Below are 16,891 nucleotides of genomic sequence, written 5' to 3' on the forward strand. Positions count from 1 at the left end.
TTACTCTGTTTCTTTTTTACTGAGAATGACTACCTGCCGCATACTTTCGGAGTAGTGTTTTATTGCTTCGTTCCAAACGGAAAATTGCTGTGGATGCAACTGTAGGTATTTAATCTGATAATCTCTCTTCTGCACAATTCTGTTTGCTTTCTGGGTATAGGTTATTTTATAACTAAAAATGTCAGTGTCTATGCCTGAGTCCTGAGGAACAAAGCTTATGGCGTAGCCTTCAGGAATATTAAAAATAGCTTCGCTGGAATTCACGTACTGATATTCGTTTTCCAAAGAATGAACCCGGTCCGGTTTGATGGTGCTGCCCGCCATACCCTTATCCATGTTCATGTTGAAAAAAATCTGATTCCCTGTTGTTCGGTAATAGTCCTCCACTCGAAATTGGTAGTCGAGTGCGATGGGCTCGTCTCGGTTGTCGAGGTGAGCTATTTGATAACTATCTACAAAGAATTTATTGCTTCCTCTGCTTAAAAGGCGGTTCACATAATTATCAACGCTGGTTTTGTTGGACTTTATCATTTTGTATGCGTTGAATACTCTTGCATGGCCTGTGAGTTGTAATTTTCCTTCTCCCTTCACCATCCCTTTTTCAATTGAATAGGTATAGGAATCGCTCATTATGCTTTCGCTGGGGGTTTGCACCGGTACTGTGACTAATTCGTAGTGATCTTCTTCCACAGCCACCAGCGCTTCCTTCCCCTGAATCATAGAAGTGGGGTAACCGAACGGAATGTACTGCCCGGTGGCATCCAGAAAAATCCATTCTTTTCCGTGCTGGTAGGCAGCGATCATGTGGTTATCAACCATCGGGCTTGGGAGTTGGGAGTATTTGTAGGGAAGATCACGTGACCCAATCCATACAAACCTGGCATCAATGCCAAGTTGGTGCAGCATGCTTATGATTATACTTGACATGTCCTTGCAGTCACCATATCGGTTGTTGAGTACATAGCTGCCGGGGTGGGGAATCAGCCCCCTCATACCTTGTTCAAATGCGATATACTTGATGTTGTCCTGCACCCAGTAAAAAACCTTCCGCACCTTCTCTAACTCGGTATCTTCAGGGTTGACTATTGAATCAAGAATACCCCTTATCGACGGGTCGTCTTTTTTCAGGTCGTGAATGAACCCCCGGTACCAGCTGTAAAGATCCTGCAACGAAGACAATACATTGACCTTTTCATTTTCAGAGGACGTAAAGCTTCGGATGACCGGAATTAAATGCGGCTCATCGTAGCTTAGACTAGGACTATTGGCTTCAAATTTGATTTTCGGAATATTCTTGCCGCTGAAGCGAAAAATTCTCTTTCCACCAATACTTTTTTCTTCTCTCGAATAAATGTCCTCAAATCGGTGGAAGGTATAAAAGTTAATGTCTATTCCATCATCTACCGTTACCACGAACTCCGACTCGATGACAGGAATAAATGTAGCTGGTCGGTATTGTCCCAAAAAATGCGGATCGGTAACCGTCTCGGTATATGACAGTTGAGTTCTTGCCCCAGGCTGGATTGCGGGAAAGAGAAAGTTGATATATTTGACGTCGTCGTAAAATATATTAGAATCTTTGTCAAACGATTCTTTAAATTCCTTGACTTGCTCAACTTCATATTTCTTTTTAGCGGGAACGAGAGTTTTTGCATCCAATTGGCTAACCCTTATAAATGAGCTGCTGTAGATTTTTCCCTGCGCATAGGGTTTCGAATTTTCGCCCAAATGAAGCATCTCCTCATAATGACTCGTGGTAATCATCAGCGAGTCATTTGCCATTGAGATATTCATATGCTGCTTAAGAACAAGGTAGATTGCCTGCTCATCGGGATACAAGCTTTTGTACCTGGCAAAGGTCGCTTCCGGATCGCCAGTTTGCCCGTACAGGTTGCTTAACGCACCTGGGAAGATTACAAGCAAGAGACCTATAAAAAGCTTATTGGTATAATTCATCATTCCAGTAGTAATTTCTTTTTTTCACCTTGCCGTCAGCAGAAAACACAATCTCTTCACCATTTTGTTTACCCATATGCCAGTTTACGACCTTGCGTAACTTACCATTTGGAAAGAAAAACTTCTGAACACCTTCCAATTCATCGTACTTGTAATGTGACTCACTACTAAGTTGACCGTTTGCAAAGAAATGTCTGTATGGTCCCGACAACTCTCCATGCGAGTAATGCCCTTCTTCCTGAACGGTTCCGTTAGTTTCATAATATTTCAGCGACCCGTGGATCAGTCCGTCTTTATACTCCTGCAAACAACTTAGTTCCTTGTTGGGGAAATAGGCCTTGAGTGTAAAATCTCCAGACGGATCGAATGGGAATATTTGACTAATATTTCCATCGGGCAGGAGGTGTCGATAACCCACCACATGGTCATTGTCGTAAACTTTTTCTACCTGTAGTGTACCGTTCATGCTGTAATAATGGCAGCTTCCCTCTCTCACGCCATTTTTGTAGGAACATTCCGACTCCACCTTGCCGTTTTCGTAATAATGAATGCTTTTTCCGTTCCTTAAACCATTTAGAAATTCAGTTGTGGAGGACACTGAGCCGTTGTCGTCGTACCATGTCCATAATCCGGACTGTTTGTTGTTAAGGTAGTTGCCGGTAACCTTCAGCTTCCCCTCCGATCCAAAAAATTCGTAGGTGCCGTTGTATTCTGCATTTTTGATAGGGATTTTTGTTGTCACACGCCCATCAGAGGCGTATACCAACACATCGGTTGTGTATTCACCGCAGACGCTTTCGGATTTTTGCCGAATTTTTCCACTAATATATTGAAGCTCATAGGTGCCGGAGCCATTCTTCAAATGGGTATTATAGAAGGGTGATCCAAGCGTGTCATAGAGTACAATTTTTTCCAATATGCCCTGATCATAAGTGTATTCACTGAAAGACCTCCCTTTGAAGTCATATTCACGTACCGGACCATGAAGTTCACCTTTCAGGTAATACGATTCACGTTCCAACGTGCCATCCGGGTAGTAGTAATGCCATGTCTGAACGGGCATATCATCCTGCTGCCAGCCTTCTGATTTTACCTTTCCGTTAATATAGTATTCCCGATAGTAGCCGTTAGCCTTTTTGTCAGAATAAGTGTTGTGCTCCCTCACCTGCCCATTTTCATAAAAGCTTTTAAATTCTCCGTCCCAGCTGTTGTCGACGGCCTTGCCTTGCTGGCTTAATTTACCGTTATAATGACGATAGATGAGAGGGCCATTCAGCTTTCCACTTGTCAGCGTTCCCTCTGCCAACACATGTCTAAGCGCATTGTAGCTTTTGTAAGGCAGGTTTCCTGAAACGCCGGCTTCATGTGCAATAACAACCCCTTCTGAATCGTAGTAGGTGTATTCTACTACCCGATCCTTTGAGTAAACTACTTCGCCATAAAGGCGCCCTTTTTTGTCAAAAAATTTATAGTCACCGTGACTATTGCCTTCTTGATCGTACTGTTCAATTTCGGTAAGCAAACCGTCCTGATTGTAGAATTTCCATTCGCCAGTCCTGTTTCCGTCCAGAAAAGCCCCTTCGAATCTTAGCTTTCCATTGTCATGAAATCCTTTCCAATCTCCGGTTTCATTGCCTTCGAAGAAAGCCCCGTGCTCATCCTTTGAACCATTCTGATGAAAGCTGCTAAAGGGGCCGTGGCGTAGATTATTTGCGTAGGTATAGGACGTTTTTAGATTTCCAGATTTGTAGTAGTAGTCGTATGTTCCTTCCAACGACCCATCCTGACTTTGCATGGCGGAATACTTTTGCCCACTACTGTAGTAAACCACCCCCTGACCGGTATTGGCTCCATTTTCATAAGGCTGGATTTCCGATACCTGACCACACGCCATATAGTACGTGAGCTCTCCATTCAGTTTGCCATCCGAAAAGGGAGCCTCAGTGGAAAGTCTCCCCTCGTTATCATAGTATACCACATTTTCAATCACCCGACCATTCTCATCGTATACTTCCTTTCTTAGCAATTCGCCGTTTTTGTGATAGAAAAACCAATCTCCAATTTTCTTTCCGTCTTCGCTGTATTTTCCAATACTACTTTTCTCCCAGTTGTCATAATAGATTACCCAGGGGCCAACACGAGTGTCATCATCCACTTGTTCTCCAAAGGCGTTCACTCTTCCATTGCCATAGTACCAAACAGGGAACATCTTTGTCTCGCCGAGAAGTGTGATTTTTTTACTGAATTTGGCGCTGGCCAACTCCTTATTTGCTAAGTCGACATAGGCATCGTTTTCTTTCTGGTGACTTTTTAACCACATGCTCACTTTTTCATTCTTTGTGGATGAAAGTAGCTTGTAGATGAAAAATGTAGAAAGACCCTGTTTATGTAACTTGAGATAGAATGGAACGTAAAATCGCATCCAGAAATCCTCACTTTCAGAATTGTAAATTAAGTTTTCGAGAAGCATCGTGCTGTATTTAACGAGGTAGGCATTGAAATCCACCGAAGTTTTGAACCTCTCGTCTAATGGTGCTTTTGACCTGAGCAACAGCTCGATAGAGTAAAAATCATCATTAATTTCATGTGCAACGAGGGTGCCTTCCAGGCGGTTTGCGCCGTTAACGAGGTTTTCCAGCATTACCAGTGCGCTGTTGTCATCCGGATTAATCGCCAAATAGGTCATTAAGCTCAGCATAGCTTTCGTTCGCAACCCTTTGAGAATCATTATGCGGGCGAGCATAATATGGGCATTGGAATAGAATGGGCTAACGCTCAGGCATTCCTTTAAATGGTCTTCGGCCAGCGCATATTGACCTAATCTAAAGTAGGCAACACCAATATTGTTGTGCATCATATGGTGTGTGGGGTACCTGCTCAGGCCTTTTTTATAGATCTCGACTCCTTTTTCGGCATCCCCTGCATTGAGCCAGGCATTCCCCCATTCTAAAAAATTGGTGGCATTGTACTCGTTGTTTGTCGCCGTAAGACGTGCGCCCAATGCTTTGGCAGGATTAATGTCATTTGCCGCTCCGTAAGTAACAAGCAGTTCGGCTTGGGCAAGAAAATAGCTTGTGTCGTTTTCGGGTATATGCTTTAATAATTCGACGGCGCCAGCATAGTCTTCATTGCTACGGAACTCTCTGACCTTTTCAAAAATTTCCAGTGGCTTTATCAGGGGAAGTGTGTCGTTTTGGGCCTGCCCGAAAATCGGCATCAGCAGCAGGAAAACTATTGGCTGGTGTCTAAGCATTGGTCGTTATTTTTCTGTTTGGAAAGTAACTTTTTTTATTGAAAAATGATTTTTATCCCTTGTTTTTATTGCGCAACTCAAGGCCATAGCTGAGTGCTAATGGGAAATAATGATCTGAAACAATCGTTCACACAGGGTTACTAACGCTAAAGTTATTTCCGATTTAACCAAAGCTAGCATGATATACAAATTGTAGTTGCTGTGCGTGTGGGCACAGGAAAAGACATTCTATGGTATATTGAAGGCAGTGGAAGGGAGTTGAGTTTTACCTTCTTTCAGTCAATTTGTGTGGTTACTATTTGCGTGGTTCGCCTCTTGGGATTGGCGTCAGGATATTTTACCTTACTGAGGTTATTTGCCAGCCAAATCAATTGAGTTTCCCACAAGAAGCTCTTGCTTTTACCCGCCATCCATTGTATCAATCTCCTACTACCGCACCTTTCTAAGGTATCTTAGAAACGACCTTTCAGAAGGCTCATGCCCGAGCGATCACAGATGAATTTAGAGGAGCAGTTCCTGGAAGGCATTTTACAGGCTGACGGTCATTTCTCTTTTTGCTCCACCGTCCATTCTATGCCCCAGCGTTTCACATATTCCTGAATGGGGCCGAGGCCCACTTCCTTTCTTCTCTGGTTCACGTACTCGGGGTCTTTTACCTCATACACTATTTGCTGCCCGCTCTCCTTGTCACTGGTTATTTGGGAGCCATATGTCTGTGGTTGGCCGTTGCGCATCTGGATCCTGTCCTCCAACAGCGCCAGGTGGCTGCCACTCGATTCTCCTTTTAATACCGATGCTTTCAGCAAAGGCAGGTATCTCTCCTGGGTTTCGAGTGGGGCATGCTGAATCACAAGCCACAGGGTGATATTGGCTTGTCCTCCCACCAGCGGTATGCCCACCCAACCTCGTTCTTCAATAATTTTTACCACTTCCGCCTCATTAAGGCTGTCTTGCTCGGCAACCAACTGCCAGAAATACTTCATTTCATCAGAACCCTTCCCGAATTTCTCTTCTGCATCCACATACAGCTGTCTCAGTGTCTGGTCTTTGACGTATATTTTTTCCAGCTGCTCCTTTAAGGGTTTGTCAAAGTCTTTTTCATACTCGTCCAGATTGGCTTGCATCTTCGCTAAAGTCGCTTCCCAGTTTTGATGAGTATGTAAGGATATCAGGTCTTTGTCTCTCTGGGCATGTTTTACGTTTTTCCAGCCTTTGTCTGCCGCCAGGTCAAGATATTTTGTCGCCTGTGCTGCATTGTCAGCCAGGGCCCACGCACATGCCGCATTGTAGTATTGACTGGCCGTGCCCTCTTTTAATGCAAACGCCTTGTCGTATGCGGTGCTTGATTCAACGTATTGCTTTTCATCGTAGAGTTTGCTCCCATTGCCAATCAACTCGTCGAACGTTTGAGCCTGGAGAGGTAAGACAATAGTGCAAATGACAAGTGTTAAAAGTAACTTCATAGCTGGAGGTCTTGTGTTGATGAAATAGCCATAAGGAGGGCCATACCCAACGGAGATGAATAAGTGGATCGAAAAGCTAAATATTCATTCTCCAGTGGTAAAAGCTATTCCATGTGGCCGCTGAAAAACAAATTATATGCACATGAAATGCTAAGATATAGTTATCAACTAATTTCTTAGTCAGATTGTGACTATTTTTGTAGTTGCCTGGTTCTGGCGGGTGTCTTTACAAGCCAGCATCCGTGTGTACTGAACCTATCTAAATATTGGTGTCCAGCAAGTACTTCAAAGCTCTTCAATCTGGCGGTTGGTGTTCCTGCTGGTTCTGAGTTCATCTATGAGTTCATCTGCAGATTGTTCAGAATCCCAAGCTCCAAATGAAGAACGAATCTTCGATTTGGATGAAGTCCGGGATTTTATAGAAGCTGTGAGCCGGTCAATAAGGTTGAGCTTCATAGACGGGTTCATCCGTTCCAGAAGGCCAAAGTAATTATTCAATATTTTTTTCTCAGCTGCGTCCATACAGTAAAGTTACAGAATTATGCAATCAGAAGATTTCTGAGTCGCACATCTGAAAATGAACCGGCCCATATTCCCATTGTATCATTAAGTGAATCTAACTGATTTTTGACGGCGGTAAAAACAGTAAATGATCCAAACTGCATTTTCCATGGCGGTCACCCGGCTTTTACTCAACTTCCATTGTATCATTCTCCCACTACCTGTACCTTTGCACAGCATTTTAGAAACGGCCTTTCAGAAGGCCCATGTCCGAGCGATCACAGATGAATTTAGAGGAGCAGTTGAAGGAAGGCATTTCACAGGCCTTCAAAGAAGTATTTAACCACGAGCTAGCGGCAGACGACGTTGCTTTTCAACCTACCAGAAAGGAATTTGAAGGCTCACATACCTTTGTCACTTTTCCCTACCTGAAAGTAACGGGCAAGAACCCTGAAGAAGCAGGTAAGCTGCTGGGCGACTACCTGGTGGCTCACGTTGGCGTGGTGTCGGCCTACAATGTGGTGAAGGGATTTCTTAATGTGACCATGAGTGACACGCTCTGGGGCAAAACACTCTCAGAAGTATTCACGAACCCATCTTTCGGCATTGCACCGCCTCACGGTGGCAAAGTGATGGTGGAGTTTTCTTCGCCCAACACCAACAAGCCGCTTCACCTTGGCCACCTGCGTAACAATTTCCTGGGCGACTCCACTTCCCGCATACTTCATGCCCATGGCTACGAGGTGTTCAAGGTAAACCTTGTGAACGATAGGGGCATTCATATCTGCAAGTCGATGCTGGCCTATAGCAAATGGGGGAATGGTGAAACACCTGAGTCAGCAGGGCTGAAAGGTGATCACCTGATAGGTAAGTACTATGTAATTTTCGATAAGGAATACAAGAAAGAAATTGAGGTGCTCAAAGCACAGGGAATAGATGAAGAAGCGGCCAAGAAAAAGGCACCGCTTATTCTGGAAGCGCAAACGGTGCTGAAGCAGTGGGAGGAGAATGACCCCGAGACGGTGTCTCTTTGGGAAATAATGAACGGCTGGGTGTACGAAGGCTTTGACGCCACTTATAAGGCAATGGGCGTGAGTTTCGACAAGATGTACCAGGAGTCGAATACATATCTGCTGGGCAAAGACATAGTAGACGAAGGCCTTGCTAAAGGTGTGTTCTACAAAAAAGAGGATGGCTCTGTTTGGGCCGATCTTACCGAAGAAGGACTGGACCACAAATTGGTACTCCGCTCGGATGGCACGTCGGTGTACATGACCCAGGACCTGGGTACCGCCGATATGAAGTATGCCGACTACCCGTTCAACAAGTCCATCTACGTGGTGGGCAACGAGCAGGACTACCATTTCAAGGTGCTGTTCAGTATTCTGAAAAGGTTGGGTCGCAGCTATGCCGATGGGCTTTATCACCTGTCGTATGGCATGGTGGACTTGCCGTCGGGTAAAATGAAAAGCCGGGAGGGCACCGTGGTGGATGCCGATGAGCTGATCCAGGAAATGCTGGATACCGCAGAGAAGCACACCACCGAGCTCGGTAAAATAGAAGGTTTCACAGAAACAGAAGCCAAAGAGCTTTACAATACGCTGGCGCTTGGTGCCTTGAAGTACTACCTGCTAAAGGTAGACCCTAAGAAAAGAATGCTCTTCAATCCACAGGAGTCTGTAGAGTTTCATGGGCATACCGGCCCCTTTGTGCAGTATACCCACGCCCGTATCACGGCGATTTTGCGAAAGGCAGAGCAGCTGAGTATCGAACTGAAGGGTTTCGATCCGGCAGCATTGGAGCTTGAAACCCTCGAAGCTGAAGTGATCCGTGTGATAGCCGACTTCCCTGACAAAGTGAGAGTGGCGGCGGAAGAGTTAAATCCTGCGGTAGTCGCCAATTATGTGTTTGAGCTGGCCAAGGAGTACAACAGGTTCTATACCGAGCATTCCATCTTCAATGAAGACAACCAGGACAAGGTGAAGCTGCGGGTGATGCTGTCTCTTGTAGTTGCCAGAACAATTAAGACTGGAATGGGGTTATTGGGAATAGACGTTCCGGATAGGATGTGATTTTACTTGAAAGCGAACGTCATGCCTGCGCAGGCAGGCATCTCCAATAGATGCCAAATGTTACTTTTGACAGTTGAATAAAATCATCACCATGAAAAAACTACTCTACCTTCTCATTCTTCTTTCTTCCGCAGCTATGGCACAAAGCTCCTTCTACGACTTCAAAATGGCCTCTATCGATGGCGAAACCATTGACTTCTCCAAATACAAAGGCCAGAAGGTGCTCATTGTGAACACCGCATCAGAATGCGGCTACACCCCTCAGTACGAAGACCTGCAGGCACTGCATGAGCAGTTTGGCGGCAAGGTGACCGTGCTGGGCTTTCCGGCCAACAACTTTGGTGGACAGGAGCCAGGCTCCAACTTGCAAATTGCCCAGTTTTGCAAAAAGAACTACGGCGTCAGCTTCCAGCTTTTTGAGAAAATCGATGTGATCGGTAAAGATCGGGCGCCGTTGTATGCCTGGCTGGAGAAGCAGACTGGCAAGGTGCCTACCTGGAATTTCTGCAAGTACCTGATTGATGAAAATGGCAAGGTGGTTCAGTTTTTCCCCTCAGCTGTCAACCCGATGGACGAGCAGGTGACTGGGTTGTTGTAAGGCGGTGTCGGCACGGCAGCAAAGGCAAAGCCGTTGGCGGCCGTCAGACACCGATTCGAAGTCTCAACACCACCAGCCGGTAATTGCGATCCGCCGGTTGGCGGACAAGCAATCTGCTAGGTAGGATACCGCTTCGTAGTTGGCAGATTGCTTCGTCACTCGACCACTTTTTACAGAATCAGGATTTGGACACGTCCCTCGCAAAGACGGTCATGTGAGGGTTTGCGTTACAAATCGCATGCAGTCACCGAAGATCTGCGGCCAACTGCTCCTCTTCAAAATACCCGCTCTTCTCTACAAACCGCTCAAAGTTTCGAATGGTTAGCATTTCCTTCACAGCTTTTTTCTTGTCTTCCGACTTGTCATAATACGCCTTCACAATCTGGTAGCCCATCCAATATCCCAGGTCATCGGGCCTGCCGTCTTTGGCTCCGCCATACATCCAGCCATTCCAGCCCTCTTTCCATTTTCTGTGCATGATTTTCTGAAACTCTGCCTTCAGTTCGCCCTCATGAGCGTTTCCATACTGATAAATTTCTTTGTAAGGGCGAGTGCCAGTCACCAACTCGCAAACGAAATCAGCGCTACCTTCTTTGATCGATTGCTCCAAAAGGGTGAATGACTTCAGCTTGAAATAGTACCTCTGCTGGTAGTGGATCAACTCATGAACAACTACTTCCGGGATCATGTCGGAGTCCTCATACATCTCTACGCCAATCAGTAGCCCTTTGGCCGATATGGTACCGCCGGAATTGTTTCTTCCTATCAGAAAATACACATCAGGAAAAATGGTTTTTGGGTACAGTGCGCCCAACTTGCTGAAGTAGCTTCTTATTTCATCTTCCTTCGATGCAAGTGCCTGGCTGCCCGTTCTTATGTTCTCATATTGCTCCCTGTTCTCATAAATAGCCTTTGTCAGGTTGTTGGCATTCCCTATCCGCAACTTGATGAAGCTTTTTAGCCCGGCGCTGGCTTTGTTCAAATATTGGGTTTCGTAAGTCATCGCCTGGTTTTTGCCACTATCCTTGTCGAAGGCACTCCAGAAGTGATCGATGTCAGAGGTGACCATCTGAGCTGCTTCTGGTTTTTTGCTGGCGTACATCTTTTTTGATACGCCACAGCCAATGCTGAGGGTACCCAGAAACAAGATGACGAAAGTGTTGATGTATAGGTTAAAAAGTAGCTTTCTCATGTAAAAAATAACTATTGTTAAACGTTGCAATCAAAAGACATCTCTTTTTTCTAATAGTTTCTTTGCTATTCAAAAACAGCCTTGTCTTTCCCTTCAGCCTTGCTGATGTCCGATAAGCCCAACTGTACTTTTTTCTTACTTATTTTCTAACTATATAGATAAGGGATAACGGTTTCATTGATGCCGCCATGCCAAGTTTCCTTTTTGCGTTTTAAATAAACACCTACTTAAATGAATACTTTTAACATCAATCGCCGGCATTTTCTTAAAGGGGCCTCGGCAACCCTGGCATTGTCCACTTTTGGGTTCCGGGGTATCGATCTCATCAATCCACAAAAGCCTTTTAGGGTAGCGCTAATAGGAACAGGCTGGTATGGAAAGAGCGACCTTTTTAGGTTGATACAGGTAGCCCCTGTGGAGGTAGTTGCCTTGTGCGATGTAGACAAAAACATGCTGAACGCTGCGGCTGACCTGGTCAGCAAGCGTCAGAAGTCGGGCAAGAAGCCGAAGCTGTACGGCGACTACCGCAAGCTGCTTTCGGAAAACGAGCTTGACATTGTGCTGATTGGCACGCCCGATCACTGGCATGCCTTGCAGATGATTGACGCTGTAAAAGCAGGCGCCCATGTGTACGTGCAGAAGCCCATCAGCGTCGATGTGCTGGAAGGTGAAGCCATGGTAGCGGCCGCCAGAAAATACAACAAGGTGGTGCAAGTGGGCACCCAGCGCAAGAGCACCCCACACTTAATTGACGCTAAGAAAAACATTGTAGACGCAGGTTTGCTTGGGACTATTCGTCATGTAGAAATGTGCTGCTATTTTGCCATGCGCAACAATTCGAACCCACCGCTAGAGCCAGTGCCTGATTTTCTTGATTACGAAATGTGGACTGGCCCTGCGCCCCTTCGTCCTTATGATGGCATTCCTCATATCCGCTGGTGGAGAGCGTTTATGGAGTATGGCAACGGCGTTACTGGTGATATGTGCGTGCATATGCTCGACACTGTTCGCTGGATGCTGAAGCTGGGCTGGCCAACGAAAATTAGTGCCAATGGAGGCATTTTTGTCCAGAAAGATGCAAAATCGAATATAGCAGACACACAGGTGGCCAATTTCGAATATCCAGAGTTGAACTGCGTGTGGACGCACCGCACCTGGGGTACACCGGCTGACCCGCAATACCCATGGTCATTCAAACTATATGGCGACAAAGGCACGCTTTCTGCCAGCACCATGCAATATGATTTTGTGCCTGTGGGCGATGGAGAAAAGATCCACAAGGATGTGGTGTATGAAAGAGAAAAGTATCCTGAAGATTTGACAGAAGAGCGCATTGAATTAAATGCCGCCCCTGCCACCAGATTGCATATGCTTGACTTCCTGAATGCAATTGATAAGAAAAGCAGACCCGTGGCCGACATTGAGGAAGGGCATATCTCTACGGCAAGCTGTATCCTGGCCAATATTTCGATGGAGTTGGGAAGGCCGCTGTCGTACGATCCCAAAACAATGACCGTACCGGGCGATGCTGAAGCCACTCAGAAGTTACAAAGGGCCTACAGAAATCCGTGGGTGCATCCTGATCCTAAGAAGGTTTGACATAAATAGAATAGGGGCGATGAGCCCCTTTTTCTTGCAACCCCTCCAAGAGGTTTTGAACCCTTGGAGGGGTTTAGTATGATTAATTCACCACCACCTTCCTGCTCACCGTTTTCCTTGAGTCGGTAGCACTTAGTAAATAGACTCCAGTTGATAGCAGCCCTTCTGTGTGAACAGTCATTTCATTGCCTTCGGTAGTCAACTCATGCACCAGCTGTCCTCTCAGGTCATATATTTTCACCATAGACTGGCTTTCAAATCCTGACAGCCGGATAGTAAGCTCGCTGGTGACAGGCATGGGAAAAAGCTGGACGTCTTCATTTGATCTATTGTCTGCTACGGCAGTCACATCATAGAACCTGTACATGTCGGGCATTTCATTGCCAAAAATAGCCGCTGATGAACTTTGGAAGGCAATGAAGCTTGCTTTTGCAGCCTTGCTGCTATTGGCGTAGGGCACGTAAGGAAACGACCAGGCCGCATTGATCCAGGTAAGCACCCAGGCGATGTTTTGGGATCGGCCGGTTGGGTCTCCTGTGATGGCAGGCAATATTGTATCCAGCCAGTATCGGGCTGCATCATCTCCGTTGGAGACCCCTCCGTTGGTTCGGTTGCCAGTTTCTGTAAACACTGCTACTTTGCCGCTGGCAAATGAGTAGTCGACAATAGGGGCCAATATATTACGGAGGCCGGATATAGTGACTTCATACGCATCTACTCCCACGATGTCGACATAGTCGTCGCCAGGGTAGTAATTGAAATCGACCGGATTGTTGGGCGACCAGGCAAAGAGCACGGTGTTCGTCCGTTCTTCAATGTACTGTTGCGTGAGCCGGTAAAGGGCCTTGTAAGTTTGCGGAGTAGTGGCTTTGCTGCCCCACCAAAACCAGCCGCCATTCATTTCGTGCAGGGGCCGGAAAACGATGGGGATGTTTTCACCATCGACCACCAGCTCGTTATTGATAATGTCAATTACTTTGTCGAGTTCTCCCAGGTACCAGTCTTTGTCGCCGTTCAGGTCATCCACAATATTGCTCACAAGGTCTTTCACATCATCCTTATATTCATAGCTGTTAGTGCCCCTGGCACTGAGGTGCCAATCGTAAGTGATGACATAGCCTTGCTGGTAAGCCCATTTCACAGCCTCTGTGTGGTAGCGTCTTTCTCCTTCCGATTTCTCCAAATAGTAGTGAAAATCGGACCCTAATACAGCAGGGTGTGTCCCTGTGACGTCTTTACTGTCCGATGATTCCTTGTCTCCGTGGGCTGAACCAGAAGCGTAACTGAAGCTGTTGAAAAACTCCTGACCGAAAAGGAATTGGTTGCTGGCTTGTACCCTTCGCAGGTTTTCGTAGAGATGAAAGGTTTTGTCAGAAGCATCCGGATCGACCTGACCCAATGCCCGGGAACAATAAATGGATAAGCCGAGACAAAGAAGGGCTAATGGAATCAGTTTCATAAACCAAAGTGTTAGGAGGTAAGTTACATATTGTTATGTGGAATCTAAAAACGGGAAATGACAGGATGACTCGACTTTGCCTGGCAAGTCGAACAATTTCCCAATTCCTCCTTACCTTTGTCTCATGCAAATCAAACCCTGGATTTCGGCCTTCAGGCTTCGCACGTTGCCACTGGCGCTTTCGGTCATCGCTATGGGCTCGTTTCTGGCTGCAGCCAATGGCCAGTTTCGCTGGTCAGTATGGTGGCTGGCGGCTCTTACCACTTTGCTGCTCCAAATTCTTTCTAATCTGGCCAACGACTACGGCGACTCAATCCATGGAGCCGACAAAGGTGACCGCAAAGGCCCCAGCCGGGCAGTGCAATCGGGGCAAATAACGCCGGCGACAATGAAAAGGGCAATGGTCATCACTGCGCTTCTTTCATTTGCCAGCGGACTGGCATTGTTGTGGACTGCACTTGGATCCGAGCTGAAACTTCTGCTTATTTTCCTCGGGCTGGGCATACTATGCATCCTGGCAGCCATAGGCTACACCAACGGAAAGCGACCGTATGGCTATGCCGGCCTGGGCGATATTTCTGTACTTATTTTCTTTGGCTTGGTGGGAGTGGGCGGCTCTTATTTTTTGCACACCCAAACCATTGACTGGCCTGTACTGCTTCCGGCTTTGTCTGTTGGGTTTTTCTCTGTAGGTGTGCTCAATGTGAACAATATTCGGGACATAGAAAGCGATAAAGCGGCTGGAAAATATTCCATACCTGTGCGTATTGGTAGGTCAAAGGCTGTTATTTACCATTGGATACTGCTAACGGCGGGTCTTTTTTGCGGTGCCATGTACGTTTTACAAAATGCCGGAGGCTACACCAGCTGGCTGTTTCTCGTCAGCTTGCCACTCTTCTGGAAAGTGGGCAGGGGAGTGCAAACCATAGAAGATCCAATGCAGCTCGACCCATTTTTAAAAATGATGGCTTTGAGCACAATGCTTTTTGTCATCACCTTCGGAATAGGCATTCTGATTTAAATCAGTTGCCAGTTTGTTTAAAAAGCTTAGTAAATGCTGAGGTATTTACTATTTTTAGGTTCATTCTAACATTACAATTTTTACGACATGAAGAATATCCTCGTTCCAACCGACTTTTCAAAACAAGCCAAATATGCTTTAGACTTTGCAGCTGTTATTGCTAAAAAAGCTTCTGCCAAAATCAAACTCGTTCATGTGCTTGAAGTGCCCAGTAGTTCTGCTCTTCATGTAACCGGTGAAGTCGAAAGTGACGACCCAATGGAGAAAATATTCACCATCAAGCTGATAGAAAGCTCCGAAAGAAGATTGGCTGAGCTTGCTGCGAGCGTGTCGGGAGTAACGGTGGAAACACATATTCATTCTGGCAACCCTTTCCAGGTTTTGACCCATGAAATCAACGACAGCAATGTTGATTTGCTGGTAATGGGAACTTCAGGCTCTTCCGGAATCGACGAGCTGACGGTTGGCTCCAACGCCGAGAAAATGGTTCGTCATGCTACCTGCCCGGTGATTACTTTAAAAAGACCTGTGACGATTGACATTAAAGACATTGTGTTTGCTTCCGATTTCACTGAAGATCAACCTGCTTTGATTGAGCAGCTTAAACTGGTTCAAACATTTTTCGGTGCCAAACTTCATGTTGTAAAAGTGAACACCCCTCATGACTTCCATCCATCTCACGACGATATTATCGCCATGGATGCTTTCATTAAGAAATACGGACTTGAAAACACCTCAAGAAGCATTTACAATGATTTGAATGCTGACGAAGGGATCATGCACTATGCTGGTGATATAAAGGCAGATATGATTGCCATGGGCACCAGTGGCCGGACCGGTATTGGTCGATTCTTCCTTGGAAGTATTGCAGAGGACGTAGTTAATCATGCTGAAAGACCAGTATGGACCTACCGCCTTCATAAATAATAGAGAAGGTTTAGTTCATGTCGAAAAAGAACAGCCATAAGGACAGGGTAGGAATTGTATACTCCACTGCGTCGGACTTTGATTATACCACGGATCAGGAGGAAGAGGCGGATACGCTGCCGGCCAATCAGCAGGTGCTGAAAATCTTTTATGAGAACAAGGGCCGGGGAGGAAAGCAGGTAACGCTTGTGAAGAACTTCATTGGAACCAATGCTGACCTGGAGACACTTGGTAAAAAATTGAAAGCCTACTGTGGCACTGGCGGCAGTGTGAAAGATGGCGAGATTTTGATTCAGGGAGATTTAAGGCCCAAGGTTGCTGAGTTTCTCAGGAAGCAAGGCTATCAGGTGAAAGGAGCTTAGAGTTATTGCTTAAAATATGTTGTAAAACATAAAAACCCCGGCACACAATGCCGGGGTTTTATTTTTCCCCGAAGGGAATTTGATCGCATAAACCAGTGAACCATCGACCAGATGGCCGGTTTACTGATGAAAGGGACTTATGCTGCCGCCCTTTCGTTGTCGTTGTGGAATTACTCTTTGATGATTCTGTAGGATTTTACTTTCCCTTCGGTTGAGACCTGCAGTACATACACCCCTCCGGTCAGGCCAGCCAAACTGATGGATTCTGTGTCATGCAGGCTTTGGCTAACCAGGTTAATCACTGTCCCACTCATGTTTATTAAGCGCAGCTCGGTTCCAATAACTAAGCCCGAAATATGTACTTTATCGACAGTTGGATTAGGGTAAACACTGAGGTTTGCAAACACCTCGGGAATACCTGTTTTTGTTCCCTCTTCGACCGTCACCGTTACTGTCCACTCCTGCGTGCTGCCATCCTCAGCAGTAAC

Annotated in this window: 13 protein-coding genes; 6 read left to right on the plus strand and 7 right to left on the minus strand. The window is 46.0% G+C overall.

Annotated features, from left to right (window positions below; all coding sequences use genetic code 11):
• The 4 genes from RIG68_RS01250 to RIG68_RS01265 form a co-directional block, all read right to left on the minus strand.
• The gene (locus tag RIG68_RS01250; RefSeq protein WP_350117927.1) at nucleotides 1–1,959 is read right to left on the minus strand and encodes a DUF3858 domain-containing protein; all 1,959 of its coding nucleotides are present in this window, start codon (nucleotides 1,957–1,959) and stop codon (nucleotides 1–3) included.
• Nucleotides 1,940–5,209, minus strand: coding sequence for a hypothetical protein (locus RIG68_RS01255; protein ID WP_350117929.1), 3,270 nt, complete (start codon nucleotides 5,207–5,209; stop codon nucleotides 1,940–1,942). The genes RIG68_RS01250 and RIG68_RS01255 overlap by 20 nt, the downstream gene beginning before the upstream one ends.
• Before the next feature lie 542 nt (nucleotides 5,210–5,751).
• Entirely contained in the window at nucleotides 5,752–6,672 is a 921-nt protein-coding gene (locus RIG68_RS01260) for a DUF6624 domain-containing protein (protein ID WP_350117930.1), read from the minus strand.
• A 285-nt stretch (nucleotides 6,673–6,957) separates the two neighbouring features.
• Nucleotides 6,958–7,194 carry a hypothetical protein gene (locus RIG68_RS01265; RefSeq protein WP_350117932.1) on the minus strand — a complete coding sequence of 79 codons (237 nt, stop codon included), beginning with the start codon at nucleotides 7,192–7,194 and terminating at the stop codon, nucleotides 6,958–6,960.
• Nucleotides 7,195–7,457: 263 nt separating this feature from the next.
• On the opposite strand from RIG68_RS01265, the gene argS reads away from it, so the two are divergent.
• Nucleotides 7,458–9,245, plus strand: a complete 1,788-nt coding sequence (argS, locus tag RIG68_RS01270) for an arginine--tRNA ligase (RefSeq protein ID WP_350117934.1) — start codon at nucleotides 7,458–7,460, stop codon at nucleotides 9,243–9,245.
• Between the two features lie 91 nt (nucleotides 9,246–9,336).
• Complete coding sequence (locus RIG68_RS01275; protein ID WP_350117936.1) at nucleotides 9,337–9,843, plus strand: glutathione peroxidase; 507 nt, start codon at nucleotides 9,337–9,339, stop codon at nucleotides 9,841–9,843.
• A 244-nt stretch (nucleotides 9,844–10,087) separates the two neighbouring features.
• On the opposite strand, the gene RIG68_RS01280 is transcribed toward RIG68_RS01275, so the two are convergent.
• The gene (locus tag RIG68_RS01280; RefSeq protein WP_350117938.1) at nucleotides 10,088–11,035 is read right to left on the minus strand and encodes a gliding motility protein GldB-related protein; all 948 of its coding nucleotides are present in this window, start codon (nucleotides 11,033–11,035) and stop codon (nucleotides 10,088–10,090) included.
• Between the two features lie 231 nt (nucleotides 11,036–11,266).
• Between RIG68_RS01280 and RIG68_RS01285 the strand changes: the two genes are divergently transcribed.
• Nucleotides 11,267–12,634: a Gfo/Idh/MocA family protein gene (locus RIG68_RS01285; protein ID WP_350117940.1), complete on the plus strand. Its 1,368-nt coding sequence runs from the start codon at nucleotides 11,267–11,269 to the stop codon at nucleotides 12,632–12,634.
• Between the two features lie 82 nt (nucleotides 12,635–12,716).
• Here the strand turns inward: RIG68_RS01285 and RIG68_RS01290 are convergent, their stop codons facing one another.
• Complete coding sequence (locus tag RIG68_RS01290; protein WP_350117942.1) at nucleotides 12,717–14,093, minus strand: glycosyl hydrolase; 1,377 nt, start codon at nucleotides 14,091–14,093, stop codon at nucleotides 12,717–12,719.
• Between the two features lie 124 nt (nucleotides 14,094–14,217).
• On the opposite strand from RIG68_RS01290, the gene RIG68_RS01295 reads away from it, so the two are divergent.
• The 3 genes from RIG68_RS01295 (at nucleotide 14,218) to RIG68_RS01305 (ending at nucleotide 16,403) form a co-directional block, all read left to right on the plus strand.
• Nucleotides 14,218–15,114, plus strand: coding sequence for a 1,4-dihydroxy-2-naphthoate polyprenyltransferase (locus tag RIG68_RS01295; RefSeq protein WP_350117944.1), 897 nt, complete (start codon nucleotides 14,218–14,220; stop codon nucleotides 15,112–15,114).
• Nucleotides 15,115–15,201: 87 nt separating this feature from the next.
• Nucleotides 15,202–16,041: a universal stress protein gene (locus RIG68_RS01300; protein WP_152000952.1), complete on the plus strand. Its 840-nt coding sequence runs from the start codon at nucleotides 15,202–15,204 to the stop codon at nucleotides 16,039–16,041.
• Nucleotides 16,042–16,058: 17 nt separating this feature from the next.
• Complete coding sequence (locus tag RIG68_RS01305; RefSeq protein WP_152000953.1) at nucleotides 16,059–16,403, plus strand: translation initiation factor; 345 nt, start codon at nucleotides 16,059–16,061, stop codon at nucleotides 16,401–16,403.
• 170 nt (nucleotides 16,404–16,573) lie between these two features.
• Here RIG68_RS01305 and RIG68_RS01310 read toward each other — a convergent pair.
• The coding region (locus RIG68_RS01310; RefSeq protein WP_350117946.1) for a T9SS type A sorting domain-containing protein at nucleotides 16,574–16,891 on the minus strand (318 nt) is incomplete at its 5' end.

The sequence above is a fragment of the Imperialibacter sp. genome, assembly GCF_040222385.1.
GTDB lineage: Bacteria > Bacteroidota > Bacteroidia > Cytophagales > Cyclobacteriaceae > Imperialibacter.

Bases quoted from the DNA above. Each gene is read 5' to 3' on its own strand.
- RIG68_RS01305 (WP_152000953.1), top strand. From the start codon at position 16,059: ATGTCGAAAAAGAACAGCCATAAGGACAGGGTAGGAATTGTATACTCC.
- RIG68_RS01280 (WP_350117938.1), bottom strand. From the start codon at position 11,035: ATGAGAAAGCTACTTTTTAACCTATACATCAACACTTTCGTCATCTTG.
- RIG68_RS01290 (WP_350117942.1), bottom strand. From the start codon at position 14,093: ATGAAACTGATTCCATTAGCCCTTCTTTGTCTCGGCTTATCCATTTAT.
- RIG68_RS01275 (WP_350117936.1), top strand. From the start codon at position 9,337: ATGAAAAAACTACTCTACCTTCTCATTCTTCTTTCTTCCGCAGCTATG.
- argS (WP_350117934.1), top strand. From the start codon at position 7,458: ATGAATTTAGAGGAGCAGTTGAAGGAAGGCATTTCACAGGCCTTCAAA.
- RIG68_RS01295 (WP_350117944.1), top strand. From the start codon at position 14,218: ATGCAAATCAAACCCTGGATTTCGGCCTTCAGGCTTCGCACGTTGCCA.
- RIG68_RS01260 (WP_350117930.1), bottom strand. From the start codon at position 6,672: ATGAAGTTACTTTTAACACTTGTCATTTGCACTATTGTCTTACCTCTC.
- RIG68_RS01300 (WP_152000952.1), top strand. From the start codon at position 15,202: ATGAAGAATATCCTCGTTCCAACCGACTTTTCAAAACAAGCCAAATAT.
- RIG68_RS01255 (WP_350117929.1), bottom strand. From the start codon at position 5,209: ATGCTTAGACACCAGCCAATAGTTTTCCTGCTGCTGATGCCGATTTTC.
- RIG68_RS01265 (WP_350117932.1), bottom strand. From the start codon at position 7,194: ATGGACGCAGCTGAGAAAAAAATATTGAATAATTACTTTGGCCTTCTG.
- RIG68_RS01250 (WP_350117927.1), bottom strand. From the start codon at position 1,959: ATGATGAATTATACCAATAAGCTTTTTATAGGTCTCTTGCTTGTAATC.
- RIG68_RS01285 (WP_350117940.1), top strand. From the start codon at position 11,267: ATGAATACTTTTAACATCAATCGCCGGCATTTTCTTAAAGGGGCCTCG.